We start from the raw sequence: 26,825 nt of genomic DNA on the forward strand, positions 1-26,825 counted from the left end.
CTTTCAAGCTTACAAACCCTTCCTCCGCTCCTGCGCCTTCCGGATATCTTCCACATCGCCTTTGGGAATGGCTGCGATCAGGTCGCGGGTGTAATCGTTTTGGGGTTGGTTGAAGATCTGCTCCGGCGTACCGCTTTCAATGATCCGGCCTTGGTTCATCACAAAAATGCGGTCGCTCATATATTTGGCTACGGAAAGGTCGTGCGTGATGAACAGGTAGGTTATACCCATTTCGCGCTTTAGTTTGTTCAGCAAATTCAGCACCTGCGCCTGCACCGAAACATCCAGCGCGGAAACCGATTCGTCGCAGATAATGCATTTAGGACTAAGCGCCAACGCCCGGGCAATGCTGATGCGCTGCCGCTGTCCGCCGGAAAACTCGTGTGGATAACGATCGAAATGCGCAGCCGTAAGTCCAACGGTTTCAAGCAATTCGTTTACTTTTTCGCGCCGTTCCTTCCCGTTTTTCAGGATGTTGTGCACCTTCATCGGCTCCATAATGGTTTCGCCCACGGTCAGCATCGGGTTCAGGCTCGCGTACGGATCCTGGAAAACCATCTGGAAATTCTTCCGGCTCTGGCGCAGCGCTTCCTGGCTTAAACCGGCAATATCTACATCGTTAAAAATAATGCGGCCTGAAGTAGGTTCTACCAGTCGTAAAAGCGTGCGCCCCAAGGTCGTTTTTCCACAGCCTGATTCGCCCACCAAACCCACCGTTTCGCCGGGAAAGATCTCGAAATTTACGCCGTCTACGGCCCGCACGTATTCTTTTACCTTCCCTAAGAAGTTCTTTTTAATGGGGAAATGTACGCGCAGGTCGTCTACTTTTACCAGCGGTTTCGTGCTTTGCTGAATGGCCTGTTTCCGCTTCAGCTCCGTCATCGTATCGATGTAATTATTGACCACGCCCGGCAGCGAATCGTCTTTTACAAAAGGCTTTTCCACAATTTCGCCGGTCGGCAAAACCTCCATAAAATCGGAAACGGTAGGCAAAACAGGCTGAAAAGTATTGATCTTCGGCCGACAAGCCAGCAAGGCTTTGGTGTACGGGTGCTGCGGATTGGTAAAAATATCAAGCACCTTGCCCTGCTCCACAATATTGCCTTTGTACATCACCATCACGCGGTCGGCAATTTCGGCCACCACGCCCAGATCGTGGGTGATGAATAAAATGGAAGTGCCTTTGCGTTCGCGGAGTTCGTTCAGCAGTTCCAGGATGTGCGCCTGCACGGTAACGTCCAGCGCGGTGGTCGGTTCGTCGGCAATCAGTACCGAAGGTTCGCAGGCCATCGCCATCGCGATCATCACGCGCTGCTTTTGTCCGCCGGAAATTTCGTGTGGATAAGCCTTCAGCATTTTCTCCGGCCTTGGCAATTTTACCTGTTGAAAAAGCGCCAATGTTCGGGCTTCTGCTTCTTTGCGGCTCAGGTTTTCGTGCAGTTGCAGTACTTCCATCACCTGTCGTCCACAGGTATAAACCGGGTTAAGCGAAGTCATCGGCTCCTGGAAGATCATCGAAATTTCCGAACCGCGCAGCTTTTCCATCTGCTTTTCCGGCAGCTTCAGCAAATCCACTTCCCCAAATTTCTTTGACTGCAAAACTGCTGAACCACCCGTAATCTTCCCCGGCGGATCGTTGATCAGCTGCATCAAAGAAAGCGAAGTAACCGATTTCCCCGAACCTGATTCGCCCACGATCGCCACCGTTTCGCCAGCCATCAGATCGAACGAAATATTGTTCACCGCTTTCACAAAACCGTGCTGCGAACGGAATTGCGTTTCAAGGTTACGGACGCTTAAAAGGGGCTTAACAGACACGGAAAACGGTATGGTTTAGTGTGGAAAAACTGGGGCTTATTCTTCTGGCGCTTCGTAAGGCTTCAGCACTACTTTCACTTCCTGGCGCTTATACGTTAATTCAACCTGGTCATCGTCGGCATTGCGCAATTCGAATTTCAGAGGTTTGTAACTACCAGCATCGATCACAACGGTTTTGCCGTCTTTTGCTACTTTGTAGCTGGCCAGGCCATAATACGTGCTGTCGTTGGCGCCTTTGCGGTTAGCAATTAACTCGCCGGCGGTAAAATCGAGCTTATTACCAACACTCCAATGCAAGAGCAAATGGCTTACACTGTCTTTCGCCACATCAGCTTTAGGGCCACTTACCTGCGCGATTTCCCACCGGCCTTCTAAATTAACTTTTTCACGGTTACAAGCAAAGGTGATGGTGGTTAGGAAGAAGATGAAGATTAGAAGGTTTGGATTGCGCATTGGGTTGGGGTTTGAATGGAAGTTGCTGGTGAAAACACCAACAACGGCGGGTTTCTCTTTAGATTTTGAGAATTAGTGTATTTGGTCATTCCGAGCGAAGCCGAGGAAACTTATGAGGCTTAGTTCAGAAAACGGCATTATAAGTTTCCTCGGCTTCGCTCGGGATGACGCAATAATTTGTCATTTCGACTAGAGGGAGAAATCTCTCCAAGTTTGCAGTAACTTTTATTCTAGCTTTCTACCTAATTCCGGAGATCTTTCTTGGCGTCGAGATGACCGCTCTTATTGAATGAAGGTAATAAGAAAAACGCTATCCCTTTCTGGGAAAAAAGTCGCGATACGTTTGCGGACAGGTCAAGCCCTGTCCCTACGGCAATCCTGTAAATCTTTAAAATCCTTAAAATCGTGTTCAGACAACCGGTCTTTCGGTATGAATTTCGTCTTTCTCCTTCACATCGTGGCCGAAAAACTTATTTTGGTTGAACAGGATAAAGACTACGCCCATAAAAATTGCTGCATCGGCGACGTTAAAGATTGGCCACAACGACATTGGTTTTCCACCAAGAATCGGGATCCACTTTGGCAGAATCCCTTCCCAAAGATCTACAAAGAACATATCAACTACTTGTCCGTGAAACCACGGGGAATGCGCGCCATAAGGAGCATTATCAAACAGGACGCCATAGAAAATACTGTCGATTAAGTTACCAATGGCGCCACCTAAGATCAAAGCAATGCACCAGATGAAACCGGAATGCGCGCGGGTTTTAACCAAGTGGTACAGGTAATAACCAATACCAAACATCGCTACCAAACGGAAAAGCGTCAGGATAATTTTGCCGTAATCAGAACCGAGTTCTACACCGAAAGCCATTCCCGGATTTAAGGTATAGTGCAGCTTGAACCAATCGCCGAAGATCTTGATCTCACCTGGCAGGCCCATTTCCATATTGTAATGTACCGCAAACTTCACCGCCTGATCGACGATAATAACCAGCAAAGCAGCCAAATAATATTTCCAGTATTTCATAATTCGTGTTTCAATGTTTGTGTCTGAATTAGGATTCTTTGGATTAAGGGATTTAAGGATTGATAATTTTTAAAATCAAGTAGCGTAGGGTTTAAACCCTACGCTACCTTGAAAATTCGATCTAATCAAAAATCCTTTAATCCTCTAATCCTACAAATCCCAATTCAGACATTATTTCGCTACCGTCAATCCAAGCTTCAACAGCATACCATCCAGGTCAATTTCAGTAGCATTTTCGATACCGTTTTTCACTTCAAAGTTTACCGCCTGGGTTTCTTCGCAGATGTAATTCCGGAAGTAATCCACAGAGGCAATTACGTCGGTGTTCTGGCTTTCGATCTGCAGGCTGATTTTATCCTGAACTTCCAAACCGGCATCTTTGCGCAGATTCTGGATCCGGTTTACCAGGTCGCGGGCAATGCCTTCCTGCTTCAGTTCTTCTGAAATGGTGGTATCTAAGGCTACGGTAATTTTTCCTTCCGAAGCTACGAGCCAACCAGGGATATCTTCCGAAGAGATTTCCACATCTTCCGGCGAAATGATTACCGGCTGTTCATCGCCCATATCAAAAGCAAAGCCGTTTTCGCGTTCCAAAGTAGCAATATCTTCCTGGCTCATTCCTTGAATGGCGGTAGCTACTACTTTCAGTTTCGGACCGAAAACCTGGCCTAAGCGTTTGAAGTTTGGCTTGATCTTTTTCACCAGCACTGCCGAAGAATCATCCATAAATTCGATATTCTTCACGTTTACTTCGGTCTGGATCAGGTCGGCCACGGCGGCAATCTGTTCGCGCATTTTGTCGGTAAGCACCGGCATCATAATGCGGCTCAGCGGCTGACGCACTTTAATGGTATGTTTTTTCCGAAGTGAATGCACCAGTGAAGAAACCGTTTGTGCCAAAGCCATCCGTTCTTCAAGATCTGCATCGATCAGGTTTTCCACAGCTTCCGGATAGCGTTCCAAATGTACTGATTGCGAAGAACTCTTGCCGGAAACCTTGTTCAGGTCCAGGAATAGCTGATCCATATAGAACGGCGCGATCGGCGAAGCCAGTTTAGCCACAGTTTCCAGACAAGTATAAAGCGTCTGGTAAGCCGCCATTTTATCTTCGTTGTATTCACCTTTCCAGAAACGTTTGCGGTTCAGGCGCACGTACCAGTTACTCAGATCGTCGGTTACGAAGTCCTGAATGGCGCGGGCAGCTTTAGTCGGGTCGTAATCGTTGAAGTAGTTTTCCACAACGTTTACGAGCGAATTCAGCTTCGAAATAATCCAGCGGTCGCTTTCCGTGCGGCGTTCTACCGGTACTTCGGCTTCGGCAAACGTGAAGTTATCCAGGTTGGCGTAGAGCGCGAAGAAGGAATAGGTGTTCTGCAGCGTGCCAAAGAAACGGCGTTGTACTTCAACTACGCCATCGGTGTTGAATTTCAGGTTATCCCAAGGTGGCGCATTCACGATCATATACCAACGCGTAGCATCCGGACCAAATTTGCCAATGGTTTCAAACGGATCCACAGCGTTGCCTAAGCGCTTGCTCATCTTGTTGCCGTTCTTATCCAGCACCAGACCGTTGGCAATTACGTTTTTGAAAGCTACGCTGTCTTCCAGCATTACGGCCAGCGCGTGCAGGGTAAAGAACCATCCGCGGGTCTGGTCCACGCCTTCCGCAATGAAATCGGCGGGGAAGTTTTTTTTGAAAAGTTCTTTGTTCTCGATCGGGTAATGCCATTGCGCATACGGCATCGCACCGGAATCGAACCACACATCGATGAGATCGGTTTCGCGGTACATCGGTTTGCCGTGGTTGCTTTTCAGCACAATATTATCCACAAACGGACGGTGTAGGTCGTAGCTTTCCGGCAGCGGCGCATCCATTAAACCGGCGTCAACGGCGCGGTCAATTTCTTCAGCCAGCTGTTCGATGGAGCCAATGCAGATCTCTTCGGTACCGTCTTCGGTGCGCCAGATCGGCAGCGGCGTGCCCCAGTAACGCGAACGCGATAGGTTCCAGTCCACCAGGTTTTCGAGCCAGTTTCCAAAACGACCAGAGCCAGTACTTTCTGGTTTCCAGTTAATGGTTTCGTTCAGTTCAATTAAGCGTTGCTTTACAGCCGTAGTTTTGATGAACCAGCTATCCAGCGGATAATATAGGATCGGTTTATCGGTTCGCCAGCAATGTGGGTAAGTATGCTCGTATTTCTCTACTTTAAAGGCCTTATTTTCTTCCTTTAGTTTGATAGCGATCTGAACGTCAACGGATTTGTAATCAACGTGCGTTTCATCCTGACCGTCGTAGTTCTTCACGTATTTGCCCGCAAAGTCGGTAACTTCCGGCACGAAACGGCCTTGTCTATCCACTAGCGGAACGGCTTTCCCCATATCGTCAACTACCGTAATTGCCGGGATATTTTGCTGGGTAGCGGTTCTAAAGTCATCCGCTCCGAAGGTTGGCGCAATGTGGACAATTCCTGTTCCGTCTTCCGTGGTAACGAAATCGCCGATGATCACGCGGAACGCCGGAGTATCCGGTTGGACGTATGGCATTAGCTGTTCGTACTCAATTCCGTTCAGATCAGCGCCGGTATATTCAGCAACCACTTCAAAAGGAATTTGCTTGTCGCCGGCTTTATAAGCGGCGAAATCTAAGCCTTTACTTTTTTCGGAGAAAAACCTACCGATCAAGTCTTTCGCCAGAATTACCTGTACGGGAAGATGCGTGTACGGATTAAAGGTTTTTACCTGTACGTAACGAATTCCTTTACCAACAGCAAGAGCGGAGTTTGAAGGAAGCGTCCAAGGCGTAGTTGTCCATGCCAGGAAGTAAACGTCGGCGTCGTTGGAAGCTGTGAATAACTTCTCCGAAACATCGTTGCGCTTTACTTTGAACTGGGCTACGATGGTGGTGTCTTTTACGTCTTTGTAAGTTCCGGGCTGGTTAAGTTCGTGGGAACTTAAGCCGGTACCGGCCGCCGGGGAAAACGGCTGAATGGTGTAGCCTTTATAGAGATACCCTTTGTCGTAGAGTTTTTTGAGCAACGCCCATACGCTTTCGATGTAGTCGTTCTCGAAGGTGATGTATGGATCGTTGAGGTCAACCCAGTAACCCATTTTTTCGGTCAGATCGTCCCACTGAGATTTGAAACGCATTACGGTTTCGCGGCAACGGGCATTATATTCTTCCACCGAAATTTTCTTGCCAATGTCTTCTTTGGTTATGCCGAGCTCTTTTTCTACCTGAAGTTCTACCGGCAAGCCGTGCGTGTCCCAGCCGCCTTTGCGGTTCACCTGGAAACCCTGCAGTGTTTTGTAGCGGCAGAAAATATCTTTCACGGCGCGGGCCATTACGTGGTGAATGCCGGGCGTACCGTTTGCCGAAGGCGGACCTTCATAAAAAACGAAAGTGGGCTGGCCCTCGCGGGTTTCTACCGATTGTTCAAAAATGCGGTTCTCTTTCCAGTACTTCAGGATGTCTTCGCCAACTCTGGCGTAGTCGAGGTTTTTGTATTCGTTATACTTCACGGCTATCAGTTTGCTCTAATTCTTTTTTAATTTCCAACAGTTCCGGGTCTTCGTCAGCATTTTCTTCTTCGCTGAATTCGTCGTAGTCTTCTATTGGTGCGTTCGGCTCGTAGGTGTATCTTCCTTTATCGAAGGTTACGAGCAAGGCCGGCAGCACGATCAGGTTGGTAAACATAGCGATCAATAAGGTCAGCGACATTAATATACCCAGTGCCTTTGTTCCGCCAAACTCCGAGAACGCGAAGATAACGAAACCAAAGAATAAGGTAACAGTTGTGTACATCATACTTGTACCGGCTTCGCTGATTGCCGAAGAAATTGCTTCGCGTACTTTAAAACCATTAGCCGCCAGATCGTGGCGGTATTTGGCTAGGAAATGTACAGTATTATCCACGGTTATCCCCAGCGCAATGGTAAAGATCAGGGCGGTGCTTGGCTTAAGCGAAATACCGAAATAACCCATTAACCCACCTACCAATAAAAGCGGTATAATATTGGGAATGAGCGTTATAACTACCGCACTGGAGCTCCGGAAGAGGAAAACGATAATTAAAGTTACCAACACAAAAGCCTGCAGCAAACTCATACCGAGGCTGTTGATAAGGTATTCATTTCCTTTCAGGAAAAGCAGCGTGGTTCCGGTTAAACTTATAGATTGTTTGTTGTCGGCGCCTTCGCGCTGAAAGGTCATGGTATTGCCTTCGTCCGTTTCCTTAACTTCTTCACCACCCCAGATCTTCCTGATCTCCGGTTTCAGTTTGGTGTTCAGCAGCACATCTAATTCGCGCGAACCTACATCGGCTACGCGCAAAGAAATGCGGGTACGCTGGCCGGTAGTATCTACGAAATTTCGGAGCAGCCTTTTATTTTCGCCTTTGCCTTGCTTGGCCAGGTAACTGAAAATGAAATTCCGCTCAGTATTGTCCGGTAAGCGGTATGATTTCGGGTCGCCGTTGTAAAAGGCCTGCGTAGCCGTTTTCACCAAACCTCCTACCGAAATAGGTGCCGATAAAATAGGTTGGGTTTTCAAGAACGCTTCCAGCTTATCGAGTTTCTTGAGGTTGTTCAGTTTTAAAACGCCTTGCTTCACGCCGGTATCGATCACGATCTCGAGCGGCATTACGCCATTAAAGTGATGCTCGAAAAATTTGAGGTCGGCGTTTACACTGCTTTCTTCCGGAAGATCATCTACCATAAACGCTACGGTTTTCATCTTCGAAACTCCATAAATTGCCAGTCCGGAAGCCAGAATGGTAAAGAAATAAATAAGATGACGCTTTTTCAAAACGATAAAACTGATGAACTCCAGCAGTTTGGAAAGCTGTTTGGCATCAAGGTGTTTGAGCTGTCTGGGGCTTGGCGGCGGCAAGTAGGTGAACACCGTCGGAATAAGGATAATGCAGACGAAAAACGTAACGAAAATGTTAATACCGGCAATTATTCCGAATTCGTAAAGCAGCGCAATGTTGGTAAATGTGAAAACGATGAAGCCGATTGCCGTAGTAGCATTGTTGACAAACGTTACCAGCCCCAGCTTGCTTACTACGCGCGCCATTGCCAGCACCTGGTTGCCATGCTTGCGGTATTCCAAGTGATAGTGCGTTAATAAGTAAGTAGAATTCGGGATGCCGATAACTACGATAATGGTTGGTATTAAGCCAGTTAGCAACGAAATTTTAAATCCGAAGAGTGCAATTGTCCCCATTACCCAGATAACCGCCACGCTGATTACCAACAGCGGAAAAATTACCGCAGACCAGCTCCGGAAGGTCAGAAATAAGGTAATGGCCGTTACTAAAAGCGCCAGGCCCAAAAACATTTTCATTTCGCTGGCAACCTTGGTCGTCATGATGGCGCGCACGAAAGGCAGGCCGGCGTAATGCACTTTAATATTGGTCTTTTCGGCGAAGGCTTCGGTTTGGGCCGTAATGTTGTCCATTACCTCTACCCTTCTTGCCGAATTCAGGTAGGCCGGATCTACAGTTACGGCCAGCAGCGTAGCCCCGGTTTGTTCGTTTATAATTAAGCCTTCGTAGAATTTCTGGTCTTTAACTTTTTGCAGCAGCGTGTGCAGTTCTTTCTGAGTTGTCGGAAAAGGCTCAAAAATTTTCTTCGGGGTAAAGGTCCGTTCGGTAGTGTCTTTTTCAATGCTTACCAAACCCGGCAAAGAAATCACGGCTTTTACGCCTTCTACTTTGGCAACGGCATCGGAAAGATTTTTGAATTCGCGGAAATTACTGAGATTGTAGATCGCACTGTCGTGCATGCCGATTACCAGCACGTTGCCGTCCTCGCCAAACGTTTGCCTGAAACGTTTGAAGTAGATCATATCTGGATCGTCCTGCTGCACCACATTGGCAAAATCGTAGGACATTTCCACTTCCCGGGCTTTCCAGGCCATAAACGCCGTAGCCAGCGCCAAAACAATTATTAGCGAAAGCCGGTTCTTAAGAATAAAAAGGGCAATTTTCTTCCACATGGGTTGCTACAATTGAGCAAAGGTAAGGTTTACGGTTCAGAAATATGAATTCTGAAAGGAGAAATTGGTTTGGGCGCGGGCTTTAATAAGGTATTTGGGTTTTCAGGCCAAAAACCATAGCGTTTTGGAAGTGATTTGAAGAGGGTTTTCCGGATTTAATTCCCGTAGGGAGAGGGCTTGACCTGTCCGCACGTTAATATAAAAAAAAGCCCTCCCCTGAATCAGGGGAGGGTTGTGTGGGGTTACAACTTCTCGAAGATCCGCTTCATACTCACGGCATCGCCGATATACTGACGCAGTTCAGAAATCGGCATCCGTTTCTGTTCGCGGGAATCGCGTTCACGTACCGTAACGGTGTTATCTTCCATGGTCTGGTAATCCACGGCAATGCAGAACGGCGTTCCAATTAAATCCTGGCGGGTGTAGCGTTTACCAATGGCGTCGCGTTCTTCGTAGATCATGTTGAAATCGTATTTCAGGTCGTCGAAGATCTCCATGGCTTTTTCCGGCAAACCGTCTTTGCGAACGAGCGGGAAAATGGCGGCTTTTACCGGGGCAATGGCCGGGTGGAATTTCAGGAAGGTACGGGTTTTAGTTTGCTCGTTTTCAGTAATTTCTTCTTCCTGGTAAGCGTTGCAAAGTGTCATTAAAAACAGACGGTCGGCGCCTACGGAAGTTTCAACCACATAAGGCACGTAATTTCCGAATGGTTTTCCTTCTTCGTTCAGGTCGTTGTCGAAGTACTGCATTTTTTTGCGGCTCAATTCCTGGTGCTGTTTCAAGTCGAAATCAGTACGCGAGTGGATGCCTTCTACTTCTTTGAAACCGAACGGGAATTCGAATTCGATATCTACCGCGGCGTTGGCGTAATGCGCCAGTTTTTCATGGTCGTGGAAACGGAGTTTTTCGGCCGGAACGCCTACCACTTCGTGCCATTTTTTGCGGCTTTCGCGCCATTTATTATACCATTCCATTTCGGTGCCAGGGCGAACAAAGAACTGCATTTCCATTTGTTCGAATTCGCGCATCCGGAAAATGAACTGGCGCGCTACAATTTCGTTCCGGAAAGCTTTACCGATCTGCGCAATACCGAAAGGAATTTTCATCCGGCCGGTTTTCTGCACGTTCAGGAAGTTTACGAAAATACCCTGAGCCGTTTCAGGTCTTAAATAAATAGTAGTGCTGTCTTCCGCTACCGAACCAACCTGGGTAGAGAACATCAAATTGAACTGACGCACTTCGGTCCAGTTGGCGGTGCCGGAGATCGGGCATTTTATTCCTTCGGCAATTATTAATTCCTGAACGCCTACCAGATCTTCTTTTTCCAGCAGGTGGCCCATCAGTTTTAATAAAGCATCAGCTTTTTCCTTGTCGCCGGCTTTTTCGTATTCGGCAGCTTTATCTTCAATTAAAACATCGGCGCGGTAGCGTTTTTTCGAATCTTTGTTGTCGATCATCGGATCGTTGAAAGAATCGATGTGGCCGGAAGCTTTCCAGGTATCGGGCTGCATGAAAATGGCCGAATCGATGCCCACAATGTTCTGGTGCAGCTGCGTCATGCTTTTCCACCAGAGCTGCTTCAGGTTGTTTTTCAATTCCACGCCCATCTGGCCGTAATCGTAAACGGCCTGCAAACCGTCGTAAATTTCCGAGCTCGGGAACACGAAACCGTATTCTTTGGCGTGCGAAATAATATCTTTTAACTGGGTGTTTTCGAGGGTATTCTTTTCTTCTTTTGCCATGGGTGCAAATATAGGTATAGCTTTTAAATTAAAGGCAACCGGCATTTTATACTTTTTCAGTTAAAAACCCTACCGTTTTTTAGCCAGAGTTTTGTTCTTTTCCGTAGGCAGCGTACTTTGCGTTACATTAATTTAACAATTCGTTAACATTGGCGCGGGGCAATAGCCGTAATTTTGCCTGATTTTTTCATTTTATCATAAATTTTATGTTTGGACTAGATCCACAACTATTATTCCTGCTCATTTTGTGCCTGCTGGCGGCTTGCGCGTTTGAGTTTGTGAATGGCTTCCACGATACGGCCAACGCGGTAGCAACCGTAATTTACACCAACACGCTCCGGCCCTGGATCGCGGTGGTCTGGTCGGCCTTCTGGAATTTTATTGGCGTATTTGCCGGCGGAATTGGGGTGGCCATGGGTATTGTTTATTTATTGCCCATCGAAGCACTCATCGATCAGGACGTCTATCATGGGATAGCTATGATCGGAGCCCTCCTATTAAGTGCAATTATCTGGAATCTTGGAACCTGGTATTATGGCTTACCTTCTTCCAGCTCGCATACGCTTATCGGCGCCATTCTGGGCGTTGGTATTGCTTTTTCAGCCCTGCCAGATGGCGGCGGCGCGGCAGTTAACTGGGGTGAAGCCGGAAAAACCGGGATGTCGCTCATCGTTTCGCCGTTATTGGGTTTCACGCTTACGGTTATGCTTATGTTTGTGCTGAAGCGCTTCGTTAAAAGCAAAACCATTTTTAAAGAGCCGCACAAACGGAAACCACCTCCCCTCTGGATCCGCTTAATCCTAATCTTTACCTGTACCGCGGTTAGCTTTTTTCACGGTTCCAACGATGGTCAGAAAGGCGTGGGTTTAATTATGCTGATCCTAATCGGAATTGTGCCGGTTTATTTTGCCTTAGATCATACCAAAGATCCTTTCGAAATCCAACATTCGCTGGCCCGCACGGAACAGGTGATGAACCGTATCGATGTTTCCGTTTTATCGAAAACTGATGCCGAAACGGTAAGCCGCATTAAAGCTGAAGCAGCCGATATGCATAGTATTTTTGAAGGAGCGAAAACGTTGCATGAGCTGGAAGACAAAAGCAAATTCCAGTTGCGGAAAGATATTCTACTCCTTAATAAAGATACCGAAGCCTTGTTGAAAAGCCCGGATATCTCTTTAAGCCAGAACGACCGCGAAGAAATTCATGCCAGTATTGCTACCATGCGCAGTTTTACAGATTACGCTCCGAATTGGGTAGTGATGATCGTAGCGCTTTCGCTGGGTATTGGTACTATGATTGGGTGGAAAAGAATTGTTAAAACCATAGGTGAAAAAATCGGTAAAGAACATTTAACTTACGCACAGGGCGCTTCTGCCGAATTAATGGCTGCTGGCGTAATTGGTTTTTCCACATTTATTTTCAAGCTGCCGGTAAGTACCACCCACATTTTATCTTCGGGTATTGCGGGTTCTATGGTAGCTAACCGCGGTATTAAAAACCTGAATGCCGGCACCATCCGGAATATTGCATTGGCTTGGGTACTTACTCTCCCGGTATCTATGTTCCTTTCCGGTACGTTGTTTCTGTTATTCCGCTGGATGATCTGATACTGAAAGAAATTAAATTGAAAAGCCCCGGAAATATCCGGGGCTTTTTTTATGTGGAAAACGCTATGCTTTCAGTATAAAAAAGTCATTTTAAGGCCTTTTAAGCGTATTTCAGTAATTCTAAGGTACAATCCATCTTTTAATTTTAAACGCTTTCTGCCTGCCTTAGTAAAAGAAAAACCGCCCTGAAATTCTCAGGACGGTTTTCGGTTTTCAAATGGTATGGTTTTATTCTTAAAAGTCGGGATTACAAATTTGGCCATTGTACTTCCAGATCATCACTTACAAATACACCGAATTTAACGGTCACCAGCGCATCTTTATCGAAATACATATCCAGCATCTCTTTCTCGTAAGTTACGTGCTTCTCGCCTGTTTCTAACGTGTCTTTATCCGGGTTCGATAAGCCTTTGCTTTTAAGTAACGCTTCCACTTCAGCTTGCTTCATCTGGAAGATCTTCTGGCCGAACATAGTCACTTCTTCATTTGCCGTTTCGATTAGGCCCAAGCGGTAGTCATCATCTTCGTCGAAATAAAAGGAATAACCTTCCTCCCAGTAATTCCAGACCTCGTATTCAAATTCTTCATCTTCTTCTGAAGTTTCAACTTCTTCCGGTTTTCCCATAATGGTTTCAACCTCGTCCATAGTTAAACCGAATTTTATATCGCCAATTCCCTGGCCTAGTACGATTTCGTTTTCCTGCATCTTATTTACGTGTTAGTTTTTCTTTCTTACTTTTTGCGGTCTCAAGTATACCGTTTTCTTTTTAAAATTTTTCCGGCTTCGCCGTTTTTCAGATTTAAAAATTTTCGGTCGCCAATTCACATTTCCACAGCGCTAATATTTTAAATAAAAAAAAATTTAAAGCTTAAATATTTTCTTCTGTTTGTTAGGGCTGTTTATAAGTGAATAAGTTTTTGTTTTCCATTGCCTGCTCATATTTCTGTGCATTATTCTTTCGGTATTCCACATAGAAATGTTGCTATGTTCATTTCTGATTTCTGAAAAACAAGCACTTATGCGAGTTTTCCACTTTTATGGATATGTGAGCTGAAATTTTAATTTGGTTTATGAACTCCGTGGAAAAGCATTTTCGGTATATAAGTTTTTGAACCGGTATTCACATTTTTCCGAAGCTCTGATCTGAAATTTGATTTTTAAGCTTCATTTCCGAAATTTTATGCACGTTCTTCCACATTTATCCACAGGTTATGCAGCGTTTTGGTTAAAAAGTGAGAATAAGATCTGCAATTTCCCAGTTTGCCCGCACACTAATCGGTTTCGGGTAAACGTAAATTTTTTCAGGATTGGTTGTCAGACGTTTATCTCCTAATTCCCATTTCCCGTCTCTATCCTCATCTATCTTAACCCTGATATTATAATTGCCAGGTACTAATTGCGGATAATTTACTCTACGAGCATTTTGTTTAATATCTATTACTTTGCCTTGTTCGTTGAGCAATTCTACGCTGTATTCTTGGTAATTCGTTTTTATTATGGCCGAAATGCTACCTGTAGTAGCCTTGCGACTGATAGTAAAGCTAACTTTCTGCTTCTGGAATGCTTTACCGTTTATTGCCCTTATCTGAGTGGTATCTAATTCTAAATCAACTTGTTTCAGAGCTTTTGGACTATAATTTAGTGTAAGTACCGTGTTGTTCTGGCTGAGTTTATAGCTTTTAGGAAAATCTGGCTTAACTTTTCGTATGGTATCTTCTATTAACGTAAAAGGTTGTGTGCCAGTAACTTGAACTGGAATTGGGAATATTATCTTAATTTCATTTTCTGCTTCCGCCTCAAGTTCATTTTGATAAATTTTAAAATTTAAGCGATCAGGAATTCCTTTAGAACCAGTTAATTTGAATTTAACGGTATCCACACCAGCATTTCCGGAGCTATCAGTAGATAACGCTATTAATTGGGTTGCTAAAGATCCTTTTTCCGGATAAACAGTAATTTTTTTCCCATCCTCCGACTGCAAATAGGTTAGTTTAATTTCTTTTTGCGGCCGTGACATTGTTCTGAACAAAAGCGTTTTAATGCCTTCGTTGAAATCGATCGTATTTTGGTCAAGGAAATTTTCGGTTTTTAAGACAAAGGGCTTTTGCGTGTCCAGTAATACCGTTTTTAAAAGAACCGAATCTGCTTTTGGATTTACTGTTATGGGTTTTAACAGATATCCGATCTTTTCTTTTTCCTGATCATAGTATTCATTGGCATTTTTATCGGCGTGCGCAAATATCCAATAATTGCCTGTTTTTATGCTTTTCAGTTCAAAACTGCCGTCGGAATTGGTTTTTGTGAAATAGTATGGTTTGTGGTCACGGATATTGTTGGTATCACTCTCTGGGTACATCGCAATTGTCACATCACTTTCCGGGTTTGAACTAATGTAATCTATTACTTTACCCGCTACCCTACCCGTATCCAAGAATGCTCCTGTACTGAACGATAATGTAATAGGCTCGGCCTTATTACTTTCCGTTATATCTTCTACAGCCTCCCTGAAATTTAGAAAGTAGGTCGTATTTTCTTCCAGGTTTTTATCAAATTCAAGGGTAATGGTTTTCCGGTCGTTGCTTACCGAGTAAGTATTTGCAGTATTCGGACTAATGATGAGTTGCTTATTTATATCGCTTGGCCTTACGTCCTCATCAAAAGTCATGGTAATGGTTTTGCCTTTAAAATTGGTAGTACCATTTGCTGGCGAAATATTGGTAAGGGTTGGTTTCTTTTCATCGCGAGGGCCACCTTCAGGGGCGTTTATGGCAGCACACCCGCTTAAAAACAGTAGGGAAAAAGCGGCTAAAAGTCTATTTTGAGCGCACATTGTATAGTAGTATGGTGGTTAAAACAATAAAGAGGCACGAAACGAAAACTAATTTCTCAGTTCTGTTCTGCCTCTTTTTATCCTTCTCCAGTTTCAGATCAGGTTGTTGGGGTAATATTACGGCTTCGGTTTTTACCCGGGTTGTATCAGTTTGCGCCTCTATTTGAAAGAACGAGGTGCTAAAAAGCAGCATTCCTGCAAGCGCGAACCTTTTTATCCGGAGCATATTTTATTTTTTGCGTGCTATATAGATCAGGCTTGAATAATCTTTATTGTTTTTACTGGCGTAACTATTTGATTTATAACCGTTTAAAACACTGTTGAACATTTTTGTTTTACCTGCTTTATACTTTTCGCTCAGCATGCTTACATAGTATGCATCGTATTTCATAGGTTTGGTATCTTCCAGGGCCAGTTTATGCTTCTTCAGGAACCGCTTCATGGTAGCTTGGTTGAAGTGATACAAATGACGTGGAACATCATAAGCTGCCCAATTTTCCCCGTATTTCTGTGCATCTAAAGAATCTGCATTAGGAACGGCTACCAGCATAACTCCACCTGGTTTTAATAAAGAAAGTAATTCCTGAAATGTTTCATTCAAGGTGTGCACATGCTCTAATACGTGCCACATTGTAATTATTTCGAAGCTTTCTTCATCGAAGCGCTCAAGGCTTACTTTTTCAATGTATTTCCCTAGCTTTTCTTCTGCTTGTTTATTAGCCGTTAAGTTTGGTTCAAAGCCTTCTACTTTCCAGCCATCTTTCTGACAAGCCGCCAATACATATCCGGTACCGCAGCCATAATCCAGAATTGCTCCTTTCGGCGCCAGTTTATTGATCAGCTCCAGTTTATCTTTTACCGCAATAGAACGCACTACCTGGTACGCTTTATTGATAATGCCTTTGTTGGTATTGCTGTGCGAAATATAATCTTCCGATTCGTAATACGCGCCAATGCTTTCGGCATCCGGACGCGGATTCGTGAATTTGAAGCTGCAGTTTTCGCATTGCACAATTACAAAGCTTTCCTGCGAAACCGATTTATCTTTTACAACTAAGAAGTTCTTAAACTCTGATTTCCCGCAAACCGGGCAATTCTCAAGGCGTTCGTAGGCCATCTATTTTCCGAGGTATACCATTAAGACTGAAATATCGGCTGGCGATACACCGCTGATGCGGGAAGCCTGGCCAATTGTTTCCGGGTTTATTTTAAGCAGCTTCTGCCGCGCTTCGTGCGACAAGGCTGGCATTTTGGTGTAATCCAAGCGTTCGCGGATCACGTAGTTTTCGAGTTCCTTCATCCTGTCGGCGTGCTGGTTCTCTTTTTCAATGTAGCTTTCGTATTTAATTTCGATGCTGGCTTGTTCAATGCTTTCCGTGCTGTAGTTGCTCAGGAAGCTGGCCAATTCCGCATCGCCTTTGGCAATATGTTCGATCTCAATATTCGGACGCTTTAGCAGGTTAGAGGCTTTGGCTTTCTCTGAAATTGGCGCCGATTCTAAAGCCAGCAAGATCGTATTTACTTCCGAAGGTTCCACACTTTTCTTACGCAAATAGGTAGCGATTTCGGAAGTCTCTTTGATTTTCCTTTCTACTTTTTCTAAACGCGACGCATCGGCTAAACCAAGGTCGTAACCAATTTTAGTAAGACGAATATCAGCATTATCCTGACGTAATAAAATTCTGTGTTCTGCGCGGGAAGTAAACATCCGGTAAGGTTCGTCGGTACCTTTGGTTACCAGGTCATCAATCAGTACACCAATGTATGCTTCGGAACGGCTCAGAATTACCGGCTCCTTTTCCTGAACTTTCTGGTGCGCATTTATCGCAGCCATTAAACCCTGGCAAGCGGCTTCTTCGTAACCGGTGGTGCCGTTAATTTGTCCGGCAAAATATAAGTTCTCTACCAGCTTTGTTTCTAAGGTATGGTTCAGCTGCGTTGGCGGGAAGAAATCGTATTCAATGGCGTAACCCGGACGGAACATTTTCGCGTTTTCGAAACCGGCAATTTTACGCAAAGCTTTGAACTGAACATCTTCCGGCAATGAGCTTGAGAAACCGTTTACATAAATTTCTACCGTGCTCCACCCTTCCGGTTCCACAAAGATCTGGTGACGGTCTTTATCGGCGAAGCGGTTGATCTTATCTTCTATAGACGGACAATATCTTGGACCTAAACCCTGGATTCTTCCCTGGAACATTGGCGATTTTTCGAAGCCGGTTTTCAGGATTTCGTGAACTTCAGAATTGGTGTAGGTAATGTAGCAGCTGCGTTGTTTGGTTAATGGCTGGGTATCGGTGTAAGAGAATTTCGAAGGTTCAGCATCGCCAAACTGTTCTTCCATTTTAGAGTAATCCAGTGAACGACCATCGATGCGTGGTGGGGTTCCGGTTTTCATCCGGCCGCTTTCGAAACCTAAAGAAACTAACTGCTCCGTGATTCCTTTTGCTGAACGTTCGGCAGCTCTGCCCCCACCCAGTTGCTTTTCGCCGATGTGAATGATACCGTTCAGGAAAGTGCCGTTGGTTAAGATCACCGCTTTTGAACGGATCTCAATTCCCATACTAGTTTTTACGCCGCAAACCCTACCGTTTTCTACGATCACTTCAGAAACCATATCCTGCCAAAAATCGATGTTCAGGTTGTTCTCTAAAGCGGTACGCCATTCTTCGGAAAAACGCATCCGGTCGCTTTGCGCTCTTGGGCTCCACATTGCCGGGCCTTTGGAACGGTTAAGCATCCGGAATTGGATCATCGTTTTATCGGTGATGATTCCGCTCATTCCACCCAAAGCATCTACTTCTCTTACGATCTGGCCTTTCGCCACTCCTCCCATTGCCGGGTTGCACGACATTTGCGCAATGGTGTTCATATTCATTGTAACCAACAAAACTTTAGAACCCATTGTAGCTGCTGAATGTGCAGCTTCGCAACCTGCGTGACCGGCGCCAACTACTATAATATCGTATTCTGTAAACATTAAAACTGTAATGGTTAAAAGTGTTTCACGTGAAACATTCTTAAGTTCCCTTAAAAACTACGCAAAGATAAACATTTATCTTCTTCCTTGCGCATAGCTGCTTTCAATTCTGGTGTAGTATCGTCGTGCCCCAAAAGGTGCAACACGCCGTGAATCAATACCCGGTGAAGTTCATCATCAAATGGTACTTTCATTTCTTCAGCATTCTCTTTCACACGTTCCACGCTAACAAAAATATCACCTTCAATAGTGCCCTCTTCGTCGGCATTATCAAAGGTGATAATATCTGTCAGGGTATCGTGATCGAGATACTCCAGGTTTATTTTGTGCAGGTAATCGTCGGAGCAGAAAATGTAAGTTAGTTCTCCAAGCTCGTAATTGTGGTTGTGGATAACTTGCTTTATCCACGCTTTTACCTGTTGATAATTCGTTAATTCGAAGTGGATATCTTCCGTTTCGAAACTAATGTTTTCCTCAAGCATTGTTTAGGAAAAACGTTAATTGCACGGTCTTACCATTGTTTGAGAACTTAACTTCATCGCAAAGGTTACGCATTAAAAAGATACCGCGCCCTCCAGGATTTTCCAGGTTTTCCACAGCCGTTGGGTCTGGTAAAGATTCGGTATCGAAACCGTTTCCTTCGTCTTCAACTTCAAACTTTAAGTGGTCGTTATTTACCTGAAGCGTGAGATAAACGTTCTTGTCTTTATCGAATTTGTTGCCGTGACGGATAGCGTTATTTACAGATTCCGTTACAGCAACCATAATGTTACCATAGATATCGTCCTCGATCTGGAATTTATCTTTAGAGTTGTCGATAAAGCTTTCCACTATGCGGATGTTTTCGATAATGGAGGGAATCTGAATTTTAACCTGATTCATAATTTTTTGGGAGTTGGTATTAAGCAGTACTGGGTTTTAATATTAGTTTTTGCCAAGTTTCTGAAAGTATTCGTTAACCTCTTGCTTGTAATAAGGCGAAAAAGCCGGCGAAACGGTTTTCAGAATTTCGGTTTGTTTTTGTTTTTGTTTCAAATATTTCTCGAACGAAGGCGGAACCGGGGTTTGTCTTTCCTGCGCCGTCTGCGATTCGCGCTTGTTATCTAGTTCTCTTTCACGGGCCGACTTTTCTGCTTCCAGCAAACGGGTCATAATTTCCCGCTGGCGCATGATAGTTTGTTCTGTAAGTCGTTTATTAACGAGATCGGTTTCGGTTTGTTCCATCATTATCGCCAGATCTCCGAGTTTTCCGTTCCCGGGCTTTTCGCCTTTCTCCTGCCCTTGCTTTTGCAGCTCTTTTAAAGCCTGGCGCAAAGCTTCCTGTTGGGCAGCCAATTTAGCTAATTCTTCCGACATAGATTTGCCCTGCCCCTGTCCTTTTTTCAAATCTTCGATCTTTTGATTCAATTCCGACTGCATTTGGGCCATATTTCCCTTCTTCGGCTTCTTACCACCCGGTTTGCTGCAGGTCTGGTCGCCTTTCATTTGCTGGGCCATCTGCTGCTGCATTTGCTTTAAGGCATCGTTTAGCATAAGCGCCAGGTTATTTATAGAGGTCATTGCCATTTGCTGGTGGCCGGTAGCTTTGCCCACGTTGCGTTCCTTGATCTCCTGCACCGCCGAATTGATGTGCTGGTTCATATTGCCCACTTCGCGCGTTACAAAGCTCTGGATCTGGAATACCCGTTTGGCCAAGGCATAAAGACTATCCTGGATCATTTTAGCGTCGTCTTTCAGCTTTAATTGCTGCTGCCCCAGCGCCACGAAACGCGGATCGGATTGGTTTACGGCCCGGAAATCTTTCATCAAAGCTTCTTCATCGAAAGAGAGTTTCAACAGGTTTTCCAGGATGGCGCGCAGGTCGTCGAGGTTTTCCTGGGCTTCTTCCATATCCTGGCTTTTTTTGCTTTGCTCCATCTTCTTAGCCAGTTTTTCCATTTTCTGGGCCGCGCTTTTCTGCGATTTCGAAGCTTTCTTGCTTTGGTTTTTCTCTAACGATTCCTGCGAATCCTGCTGGTCTTTTTCAATATCTTCCTGATCCTGGTCGGACTGGTCCATATCGTTTTCGCCTTTCAGATCTTTATCCAGCTTCTGCAGTTCGTCAATATCTTTCTTTACATCCTGAAATTCTTTATTCAGTTGCTCCTGCTCTTTCTTTAATTGCTCTGAATCAGCTTTCTTTTCTTCGGTTTTCTCCGCAAGCTTTTCCTGCTCTTTAGCTATTTGCTCCAGCTGTTTCTGGGTAGTTTCCAGTTTCTGCTCAAATTGTAATTGCTTGAAAAGCTCTAAAGCGCGTTCCAGTTCTTTCTCTAAGGTATTCTCTTTATTATTGAGCTTGTCTAATAACTTCTGAAGTTCCGGGTCGTTCTGGCGTTTTTCCTGAAGCAGTTTTTCGAGCTCTTCGTATAGCTTTTTCGTTTCCGGATCGAGCAATTCGTTCATCAGCTTCTGCAGTTCTTTGCTTTTTTCGGCTAATTCCTGGCTCTTTTCGTCGAAACGGTTTTCCTGCTTGTTCAGCTGGTCGTTCATTTGCTGCAGCGCTTCCAGATCCTTCTCAAGCTGTTTTTTCTTATCAACCAGATCCTGAAGCTGCTTTTTATCCTGCCAGGTAAGTTCTTTTTTAAGTTTGAATTTATCTTCGGTCTTGTTCAGTTCTTCTTTCTGCTTCAAGGTTTGCTCCAGCGTCTGAGAAAGCTGGCTTTGCACCGATTTCGCGTTGGCGGCCAGTTCCTCTTTCATATCCTGACGGCTCGGCAGTTTAAAGGTCTGCGTACGCGTTTTTGCCGATTTGCTGCCGTGCAACCCATCGTTATCCCAAACCTGCACAAAGTATTCTAACTGGTCACCCGGCTGAAGTTTTAGGTTTGTAATATCCCACTTATGGAAATATGTTTGGCTAACCTGCTGCGGATCGAAATGAATGGCTTTCGCTTTATAAGCCGAATTGGTTTGGCCGTTGCGCGGATTGGTTATGCGATAATTCAAATTCAAGCGAGTTAAACCATAATCATCGGAAATGCTGCCGCCCACCACTAAGAATTGGTAAAGCGTGGTATCGTTGAAATTCTCCAAAGAAATATCCGGCGCCCGATCTGGAATGGTCGTTAACTGGTAGCTGATCTCATCTTTATTCTCGCCGTATTGATTTTGCAACTGAACCTGGTAAGCCTGGCTTTGCATTATCTTTTTCGAAACCTGAAACTGGTCATCGTCTTCTTCGGCCGTTACCACCTGGTCCGGATTCTGGAAAGCTAAGGTTAGTTTCTCCGTTTCATCCGCATCGAAATTCCACGTTAATAAACTGCCTTCCGGAACGGTTAAATTGCCGGAATTTTCTACCGTTTCCGAAGCTTTTTTGAGGTAAGTTGGGTAGTTGATAACTACTTTGAAATCTTTCAGGTTTGGCCTTGCAAGTAATTCCAGCGCATATTCATCGGAGAAAAACCCGGATCCAGCTAACTGAAAATCCACAGGCTTTTGTAGGTTCCGGAAGTCGAAAACGTATTCGTCGGCGCTAACCTTTTTCAACAGCTGTTCCCGGCCATTATACACAATCGAAACCTGGTTCGGCAGCGTTTTTCCCTTCACGTTTACCTTCAATTGAAAGTCTTCATTCTTATACGCTTTCAGGTCTTCATTTTGAATTACGAATTCAAACGGAGCCGGCGGCGCATAGAATTGCTTAAAATTCACGATGCGTTCGGTGCCCTGCACAAAGATGCTTGGATAGATCAACAGAATGCCTAACACTATTGCCATTGGCACCAACACATATTTCAGCAACGGCCGGTTTTCGCTCAGCTTAATGCTTTCCTTAAATTCTACTCCCCGGAACTGCGAAGCTTTCTGGCTTAAACTGGCCGCAATAAGATCGTTGGTCATGCTTAAATTCCGCAGCTGAATAGTGTTTAACAGTTTGTCACGGATCTCTGGATAAAACCCTCCCACTTTCGCCGCCGCTTCTTCATCCGATAAAACTTTCTTCAGATCGGCCAACGCTAATACCGGAACCCAAAGCCAGTGCCACGCCGAGTAAAACGCTATACCTATGAAGCTAAAAAGTAAAAACGCCCGGACAACGTTGGGGAAATAGAAATAATATTCGAGCAGGTTATACAGCAGGAAAAAGGTAGCCAGCAAGCCCACCGAAAAGATCGCACCCTTTATCAACAGATTCAGGTAGAATTTTTTCTTAAAGGCCTGCAGCTGAAACAGGAGATTGTTCAGGCTTTCTTCAGGTTGCATAACTGTATGAATTCAAATCGTTGAAGTAATAATTTAAAGCTGATTTTCAAGTATTTGCTACTTTCTGATTTCTCAGTTTTCGGCTAATTTCCCACGTTAATTAAAACGACTTTTAAGCCCTTAAAGTATAGCGTTTTCCACAGCTCAGTTTTCTTAGTGTTCCAGCTCCAGCATTACCGGACAATGGTCCGAATGCTTGGCTTCTGGCAAAATTGCGGCGCGTTTCAGCTTTTCTTTCAGGTTATCGGTAGCCAATAAATAATCGATGCGCCAGCCTAAATTCTTGCCTCTGGCGCCGGCGCGGTAACTCCACCAAGTATAATTATGCGGCTCTTTGTTGAAGTGCCGGAACGTATCGGTAAAGCCCGTTGCCAAGAATTTCGAAAACCAATCGCGTTCTTCCGGTAAAAAGCCCGAGCTGTTCGCGTTCGATTTCGGGTTATGAATATCGATCGGTTGGTGGCAAATGTTGTAATCGCCGCAAATAACCAAGCCTGGTAATTCGGTTTTCAGTTTGTTCGCATATTCGTGGAAATCGGTTAGCCAGCGCATTTTAAAATCCTGGCGTTCATCGCCGCTGGAGCCCGACGGCATATATACGTTCAGAACGGAGAAACCATCGAAATCGATACGCAGCACGCGGCCTTCGTTGTCGTAAACTTCCATTCCGCAGCCAACTTCCACTTTCTTCGGCGCCACTTTAGAAAGAATGGCCACACCGCTGTAGCCTTTTTTCACTGCCGGGTGCCAGTGTACTTCATAACCCAGCTTATGGAAAATGGTTTTGTCGATCTTGTCGTCGCAGCATTTAATTTCCTGCAGACAAACCACATCGGCGTTGGTGGCCTGAAGCCATTCTAAAAAACCTTTGCTCAACGCCGAGCGAATTCCGTTTACGTTATAACTGATAATCTTCATTTAACTGATCAAAATATTCTACAATATGCCATTTGAGCATCCGCTCCTGAGCTTTTAAATGTCCCGGCGGAATTGGCTTCACCGATTTGTAATGCGGCCAGCCATCTTCATCTACGCGCTCTAATTCATAAAATCCCGACAAGCTGAAAACCTTGCAGGTAGCAATGTGCATCAGGTCCTGTTTTTGTTCTTTGGTGAATTCGGTTATCCCCTGCCCTAACTCCTGAATGCCGATCAGAAAAAGAATCGCGTTCAGGTCCGGACGTTTACCGAATTTCTGTTGCAGATCGAGCCGCAGGTCCTGCCAGCGCACATCCAGATCTACATCTGATTTACTTTCGAAAAAGTCCATTTTGTTTTAATTTGAAAATTTGAAGTTGTGGAGAATTGAAATTGTTTCTGTTGAAATACTTTTCGATTTCCACATGTTATATTGAGTTTTTAGGTTGAAAACTATAGCGATTTTTATATTATATCTATCATGTTTAGCTTTCTACTTATCTATTATTCTGAAAGAACCTTGTGATTTCTGTGCTCCTAAGTCAGAAGTTTCTTTCAGAATGACATTCTGGGTAGTGGTTTATTATATTTGAATTTGATCCTCAAAAACGCTATGCTTTCCACAGTAAAATGTCGAGATACTAATATCTAAATACCAGTATCTCTTTAATGCTTTTAAGCCGTTTTTAATTCCTCCCAATACTCCACTGCTCTCCGGAAATGCGGAATCACAATGGAGCCGCCAATAAGGTTTGCAATGGCGAAAACTTCGTACACTTCGTCGTCGGTTAAACCGCATTCGAAGCATTTGCCTAAGTGGTATTTAATGCAATCGTCGCAACGCAGAACCATAGAGCAGGCAAGGCCCAGCATCTCTTTGGTTTTAACATCAATGGCACCTTCGGCGTAAGCATTGGTATCTAAGTTGAAAAAGCGTTTAATAACTTTATTGTCGGCTTGCATGATTTTTTCATTCATTTTCTGCCGGTAATCGTTGAATTCTTTAACCTGACTCATGTAAATCTTAAAATTTGAGGTTGAAGCGGATGGAATTCCGCTAACTAATAAAGATACGTTAAAAAAGTTGTTTTTCAGAAACGAAACAGATGGGAGGATATTTTATGAAGGCTATTTCTGATCTTTTAGCGCTGGTTTATCCGGAGATCTGCTACGCGTGCAGCGAAACGCTCTCGCACGGAGAGAATATGGTGTGTACTTCCTGTCGCCTGAAACTTCCCTACACCAATTATCATTTGCTTTCTCCCTTAGAAAATCCGCTTTCGAACCGTTTCTATGGCCGGATCAATATTGAAAACGCGCTCTCTTACTTAACGTTTGTACGGGCCGGCCGGGTACAGAATTTATTGCATAGTCTGAAATACAAGAACGTTCCGGAGATCGGGCAATTGCTGGGAAAATGGTATGGTTTTGAGCTTCAAAAGTCGGGCTACAACCAGAAATTTGATCTTATTGTGCCGGTGCCTTTATACTACCGGAAACTCAAAAAAAGAGGTTATAATCAATCTGATAAATTTGCGAAAGGCTTAAGCGAAGCACTGGAAATTCCCTGGAATAATCAGGTGTTGAACCGCGTTGCCGAAAGCAGTACGCAAACCAAAAAAAGCCGATTTGACCGTTGGGAAAACGTAGATAAAATTTTCAGCGTTTTAAAGCCTGAAGAAATTAAAGAAAAAAGGATCTTGCTGGTAGACGATGTACTTACTACCGGTGCCACCTTAGAAGCTTGCGGACAGGAGTTAATAGAGCATGGCTGTAAGAGTTTAAGCATAGCAACTATTGCAGCTGCTTAGAACGGTAGGGTTTTATGCGTTAAAAGGCAGAGTAAATTAATCGCCGTAGTCGTAGGGTTAAACCCTGCATTACAGAATTTCCAAACTAAAACCCATAAAAAAAGCCCGACCAATTGGCCAGGCTTTTTTATTTATGAATGCTTTTAATTACTTGTTAGAACCAGCGTTGATCATCGCGCAACGGAAACCGATTGTTGCAGTAGCTGAATCCTGGGCCATGAAACGACGGGTACCTGGAGATAACCAGTAAGCTACGTCTTTCCATGAACCACCTTTGTAAACGCGAACTTTATCATCTACCAGTGACTGGAAACCAGCTTTATCGTAGTTTTTGGCTTCATCTAAGTAACCATTACGACGGAACGGGTTCAGGTCTTCCATATCCTGGAATGAGTTTGGACGGTATAAATCCTGTACCCACTCGTTTACGTTACCTGCCATATTGTACAGACCGTAATCGTTTGGAGGGTAGTTGTAAATATATTCTGTGATCATCGCACCATCGTTCAGGGAACCTGCAATACCAGCATAGTCACCACGACCGCGTTTGAAGTTTGCTAAGAACTGACCCATGTTTTTGCCATATGGGTTACGAACCTGGTGGCCATCCCAAGGATAGATACGTTTATTCGCCTGGTTTTCATCGTCAGTATATTGGGTACCGATCATCGCGATTGCAGCATATTCCCACTCCGCTTCTGTAGGGAGACGGTAGTTTGGAAGCACTACGCCAGATTCTAATGGAATACGGCCTGTTCCTTCCGGAATTTCTACACCAGCTTCTTTCGCCAGGTTCTGGTTAACTTTAGCCGTTCTCCAGGTACAATAGTCGTTCGCCTGTTCCCAGCTAACACCTACAACCGGGAAGAAACGGAAACCTGGATAACGCAGGTAATGATCTACGTAAGGATCGTTAAAGGATAACTGACGGGCCCAAACAGTAGTATCTGGTAAAGAAGAACGATAGAATTCTTCTGAAGAGTCTTTCTTGATGAAATATAGATATTCTAACCAGTGAATGTTCGCAACTTCTGCTTCATCCATGTAAAAAGATGCAATCGTTACGGTTCTTTCCAGGTTGTCGCGGGTCATACCCATGTCTTCTTCCATGGAACCCAGCGTGGTACGGCCGCCTTCAATGAATACCAGACCCGGGCCTTCAGGCTGGCCGGAATAATCTGCTACCTGGAAGCCTTCATCCTCGTTATACGCAATACCGGTTGCGGTACTGGCATCACCCGGGTTGGTGCTGGTCGGATTGCCGCCTTTGTTGCAGGAAGACAACAGCACTACGCCGGTCGCTGCGATGGTTAGATACTTGAAAAGATTCATAAAATTAAAGGTACCTGATAATAAAATGGTTTTCTAACAGAATATAATTTGCAATAA

19 protein-coding genes are annotated in these 26,825 nt (G+C 44.7%); 2 read left to right on the top strand and 17 right to left on the bottom strand.

The window, feature by feature from the left end:
• Positions 1-9: 9 nt before the first annotated feature.
• From ACFPIB_RS09955 to ACFPIB_RS09980, 6 genes are all read right to left on the bottom strand, one after another.
• Positions 10-1,818: an ABC transporter ATP-binding protein gene (locus ACFPIB_RS09955; RefSeq protein WP_378017302.1), complete on the bottom strand. Its 1,809-nt coding sequence runs from the start codon at positions 1,816-1,818 to the stop codon at positions 10-12.
• Positions 1,819-1,854: 36 nt separating this feature from the next.
• Positions 1,855-2,271 carry a hypothetical protein gene (locus tag ACFPIB_RS09960; RefSeq protein ID WP_378017303.1) on the bottom strand — a complete coding sequence of 139 codons (417 nt, stop codon included), beginning with the start codon at positions 2,269-2,271 and terminating at the stop codon, positions 1,855-1,857.
• Positions 2,272-2,680: 409 nt separating this feature from the next.
• Positions 2,681-3,301, bottom strand: coding sequence for a lipoprotein signal peptidase (locus tag ACFPIB_RS09965; protein WP_378017304.1), 621 nt, complete (start codon positions 3,299-3,301; stop codon positions 2,681-2,683).
• Between the two features lie 171 nt (positions 3,302-3,472).
• Positions 3,473-6,820, bottom strand: coding sequence for an isoleucine--tRNA ligase (ileS, locus tag ACFPIB_RS09970; protein WP_378017305.1), 3,348 nt, complete (start codon positions 6,818-6,820; stop codon positions 3,473-3,475).
• Complete coding sequence (locus tag ACFPIB_RS09975; RefSeq protein ID WP_378017306.1) at positions 6,810-9,299, bottom strand: efflux RND transporter permease subunit; 2,490 nt, start codon at positions 9,297-9,299, stop codon at positions 6,810-6,812. The genes ileS and ACFPIB_RS09975 overlap by 11 nt, the downstream gene beginning before the upstream one ends.
• 242 nt (positions 9,300-9,541) lie before the next feature.
• Entirely contained in the window at positions 9,542-11,041 is a 1,500-nt protein-coding gene (locus ACFPIB_RS09980) for a glycine--tRNA ligase (RefSeq protein WP_378017307.1), read from the bottom strand.
• Between the two features lie 206 nt (positions 11,042-11,247).
• On the opposite strand from ACFPIB_RS09980, the gene ACFPIB_RS09985 reads away from it, so the two are divergent.
• Positions 11,248-12,651: an inorganic phosphate transporter gene (locus tag ACFPIB_RS09985; protein ID WP_378017308.1), complete on the top strand. Its 1,404-nt coding sequence runs from the start codon at positions 11,248-11,250 to the stop codon at positions 12,649-12,651.
• Positions 12,652-12,898: 247 nt separating this feature from the next.
• On the opposite strand, the gene ACFPIB_RS09990 is transcribed toward ACFPIB_RS09985, so the two are convergent.
• The 10 genes from ACFPIB_RS09990 to ACFPIB_RS10035 all read right to left on the bottom strand — a co-directional run bounded on the left by ACFPIB_RS09990 (position 12,899) and on the right by ACFPIB_RS10035 (position 24,642).
• Positions 12,899-13,357 carry a hypothetical protein gene (locus ACFPIB_RS09990; RefSeq protein WP_378017309.1) on the bottom strand — a complete coding sequence of 153 codons (459 nt, stop codon included), beginning with the start codon at positions 13,355-13,357 and terminating at the stop codon, positions 12,899-12,901.
• A 520-nt stretch (positions 13,358-13,877) separates the two neighbouring features.
• Positions 13,878-15,482, bottom strand: a complete 1,605-nt coding sequence (locus ACFPIB_RS09995) for an Ig-like domain-containing domain (RefSeq protein WP_378017310.1) — start codon at positions 15,480-15,482, stop codon at positions 13,878-13,880.
• Between the two features lie 229 nt (positions 15,483-15,711).
• Complete coding sequence (locus ACFPIB_RS10000) at positions 15,712-16,599, bottom strand: class I SAM-dependent methyltransferase (RefSeq protein ID WP_378017311.1); 888 nt, start codon at positions 16,597-16,599, stop codon at positions 15,712-15,714.
• A complete protein-coding gene (mnmG, locus tag ACFPIB_RS10005; protein WP_378017312.1) occupies positions 16,600-18,462 on the bottom strand; it encodes a tRNA uridine-5-carboxymethylaminomethyl(34) synthesis enzyme MnmG in 1,863 nt (620 codons plus the stop codon).
• Positions 18,463-18,512: 50 nt separating this feature from the next.
• A complete protein-coding gene (gene ybeY, locus ACFPIB_RS10010) occupies positions 18,513-18,944 on the bottom strand; it encodes an rRNA maturation RNase YbeY (RefSeq protein ID WP_378017313.1) in 432 nt (143 codons plus the stop codon).
• On the bottom strand, positions 18,937-19,344 hold the full coding sequence (locus tag ACFPIB_RS10015) for an ATP-binding protein (protein WP_378017314.1): 408 nt from the start codon (positions 19,342-19,344) through the stop codon (positions 18,937-18,939). Before ACFPIB_RS10015 ends, ybeY begins: the two co-directional genes overlap by 8 nt.
• Before the next feature lie 42 nt (positions 19,345-19,386).
• Positions 19,387-22,707: a DUF4175 family protein gene (locus tag ACFPIB_RS10020; RefSeq protein ID WP_378017315.1), complete on the bottom strand. Its 3,321-nt coding sequence runs from the start codon at positions 22,705-22,707 to the stop codon at positions 19,387-19,389.
• Between the two features lie 153 nt (positions 22,708-22,860).
• Positions 22,861-23,625 (bottom strand): exodeoxyribonuclease III, encoded by a 765-nt coding sequence (locus ACFPIB_RS10025; protein ID WP_378017316.1) that lies wholly within the window; start codon positions 23,623-23,625, stop codon positions 22,861-22,863.
• Entirely contained in the window at positions 23,606-23,977 is a 372-nt protein-coding gene (locus ACFPIB_RS10030; protein WP_378017317.1) for a hypothetical protein, read from the bottom strand. Before ACFPIB_RS10030 ends, ACFPIB_RS10025 begins: the two co-directional genes overlap by 20 nt.
• A 323-nt stretch (positions 23,978-24,300) precedes the next feature.
• On the bottom strand, positions 24,301-24,642 hold the full coding sequence (locus ACFPIB_RS10035) for a carboxymuconolactone decarboxylase family protein (protein ID WP_378017318.1): 342 nt from the start codon (positions 24,640-24,642) through the stop codon (positions 24,301-24,303).
• A 104-nt stretch (positions 24,643-24,746) separates the two neighbouring features.
• Here ACFPIB_RS10035 and ACFPIB_RS10040 point away from each other — a divergent pair, with 104 nt between their 5' ends.
• A complete protein-coding gene (locus ACFPIB_RS10040; protein ID WP_378017319.1) occupies positions 24,747-25,436 on the top strand; it encodes a ComF family protein in 690 nt (229 codons plus the stop codon).
• A gap of 147 nt (positions 25,437-25,583) precedes the next feature.
• On the opposite strand, the gene gldJ is transcribed toward ACFPIB_RS10040, so the two are convergent.
• Positions 25,584-26,768 carry a gliding motility lipoprotein GldJ gene (gene gldJ / locus ACFPIB_RS10045; RefSeq protein WP_378017320.1) on the bottom strand — a complete coding sequence of 395 codons (1,185 nt, stop codon included), beginning with the start codon at positions 26,766-26,768 and terminating at the stop codon, positions 25,584-25,586.
• Positions 26,769-26,825 lie beyond the last annotated feature (57 nt).

The organism is Adhaeribacter terreus (genome assembly GCF_042657365.1).
GTDB classification, from domain to species: Bacteria; Bacteroidota; Bacteroidia; order Cytophagales; family Hymenobacteraceae; genus Adhaeribacter_A; species Adhaeribacter_A terreus.

Excerpts from the sequence above, each read along its gene's own strand:
- ACFPIB_RS10025 (WP_378017316.1), bottom strand. The coding sequence starts at position 23,625 with ATGAAGATTATCAGTTATAACGTAAACGGAATTCGCTCGGCGTTGAGC.
- ACFPIB_RS09995 (WP_378017310.1), bottom strand. The coding sequence starts at position 15,482 with ATGTGCGCTCAAAATAGACTTTTAGCCGCTTTTTCCCTACTGTTTTTA.
- ACFPIB_RS10015 (WP_378017314.1), bottom strand. The coding sequence starts at position 19,344 with ATGAATCAGGTTAAAATTCAGATTCCCTCCATTATCGAAAACATCCGC.
- ACFPIB_RS10020 (WP_378017315.1), bottom strand. The coding sequence starts at position 22,707 with ATGCAACCTGAAGAAAGCCTGAACAATCTCCTGTTTCAGCTGCAGGCC.
- ACFPIB_RS09985 (WP_378017308.1), top strand. The coding sequence starts at position 11,248 with ATGTTTGGACTAGATCCACAACTATTATTCCTGCTCATTTTGTGCCTG.
- ACFPIB_RS10035 (WP_378017318.1), bottom strand. The coding sequence starts at position 24,642 with ATGAGTCAGGTTAAAGAATTCAACGATTACCGGCAGAAAATGAATGAA.
- ybeY (WP_378017313.1), bottom strand. The coding sequence starts at position 18,944 with ATGCTTGAGGAAAACATTAGTTTCGAAACGGAAGATATCCACTTCGAA.
- ACFPIB_RS09965 (WP_378017304.1), bottom strand. The coding sequence starts at position 3,301 with ATGAAATACTGGAAATATTATTTGGCTGCTTTGCTGGTTATTATCGTC.
- ACFPIB_RS09990 (WP_378017309.1), bottom strand. The coding sequence starts at position 13,357 with ATGCAGGAAAACGAAATCGTACTAGGCCAGGGAATTGGCGATATAAAA.
- ACFPIB_RS09980 (WP_378017307.1), bottom strand. The coding sequence starts at position 11,041 with ATGGCAAAAGAAGAAAAGAATACCCTCGAAAACACCCAGTTAAAAGAT.
- ACFPIB_RS10040 (WP_378017319.1), top strand. The coding sequence starts at position 24,747 with ATGAAGGCTATTTCTGATCTTTTAGCGCTGGTTTATCCGGAGATCTGC.
- gldJ (WP_378017320.1), bottom strand. The coding sequence starts at position 26,768 with ATGAATCTTTTCAAGTATCTAACCATCGCAGCGACCGGCGTAGTGCTG.
- ACFPIB_RS09975 (WP_378017306.1), bottom strand. The coding sequence starts at position 9,299 with ATGTGGAAGAAAATTGCCCTTTTTATTCTTAAGAACCGGCTTTCGCTA.
- mnmG (WP_378017312.1), bottom strand. The coding sequence starts at position 18,462 with ATGTTTACAGAATACGATATTATAGTAGTTGGCGCCGGTCACGCAGGT.
- ACFPIB_RS10000 (WP_378017311.1), bottom strand. The coding sequence starts at position 16,599 with ATGGCCTACGAACGCCTTGAGAATTGCCCGGTTTGCGGGAAATCAGAG.
- ACFPIB_RS10030 (WP_378017317.1), bottom strand. The coding sequence starts at position 23,977 with ATGGACTTTTTCGAAAGTAAATCAGATGTAGATCTGGATGTGCGCTGG.
- ACFPIB_RS09960 (WP_378017303.1), bottom strand. The coding sequence starts at position 2,271 with ATGCGCAATCCAAACCTTCTAATCTTCATCTTCTTCCTAACCACCATC.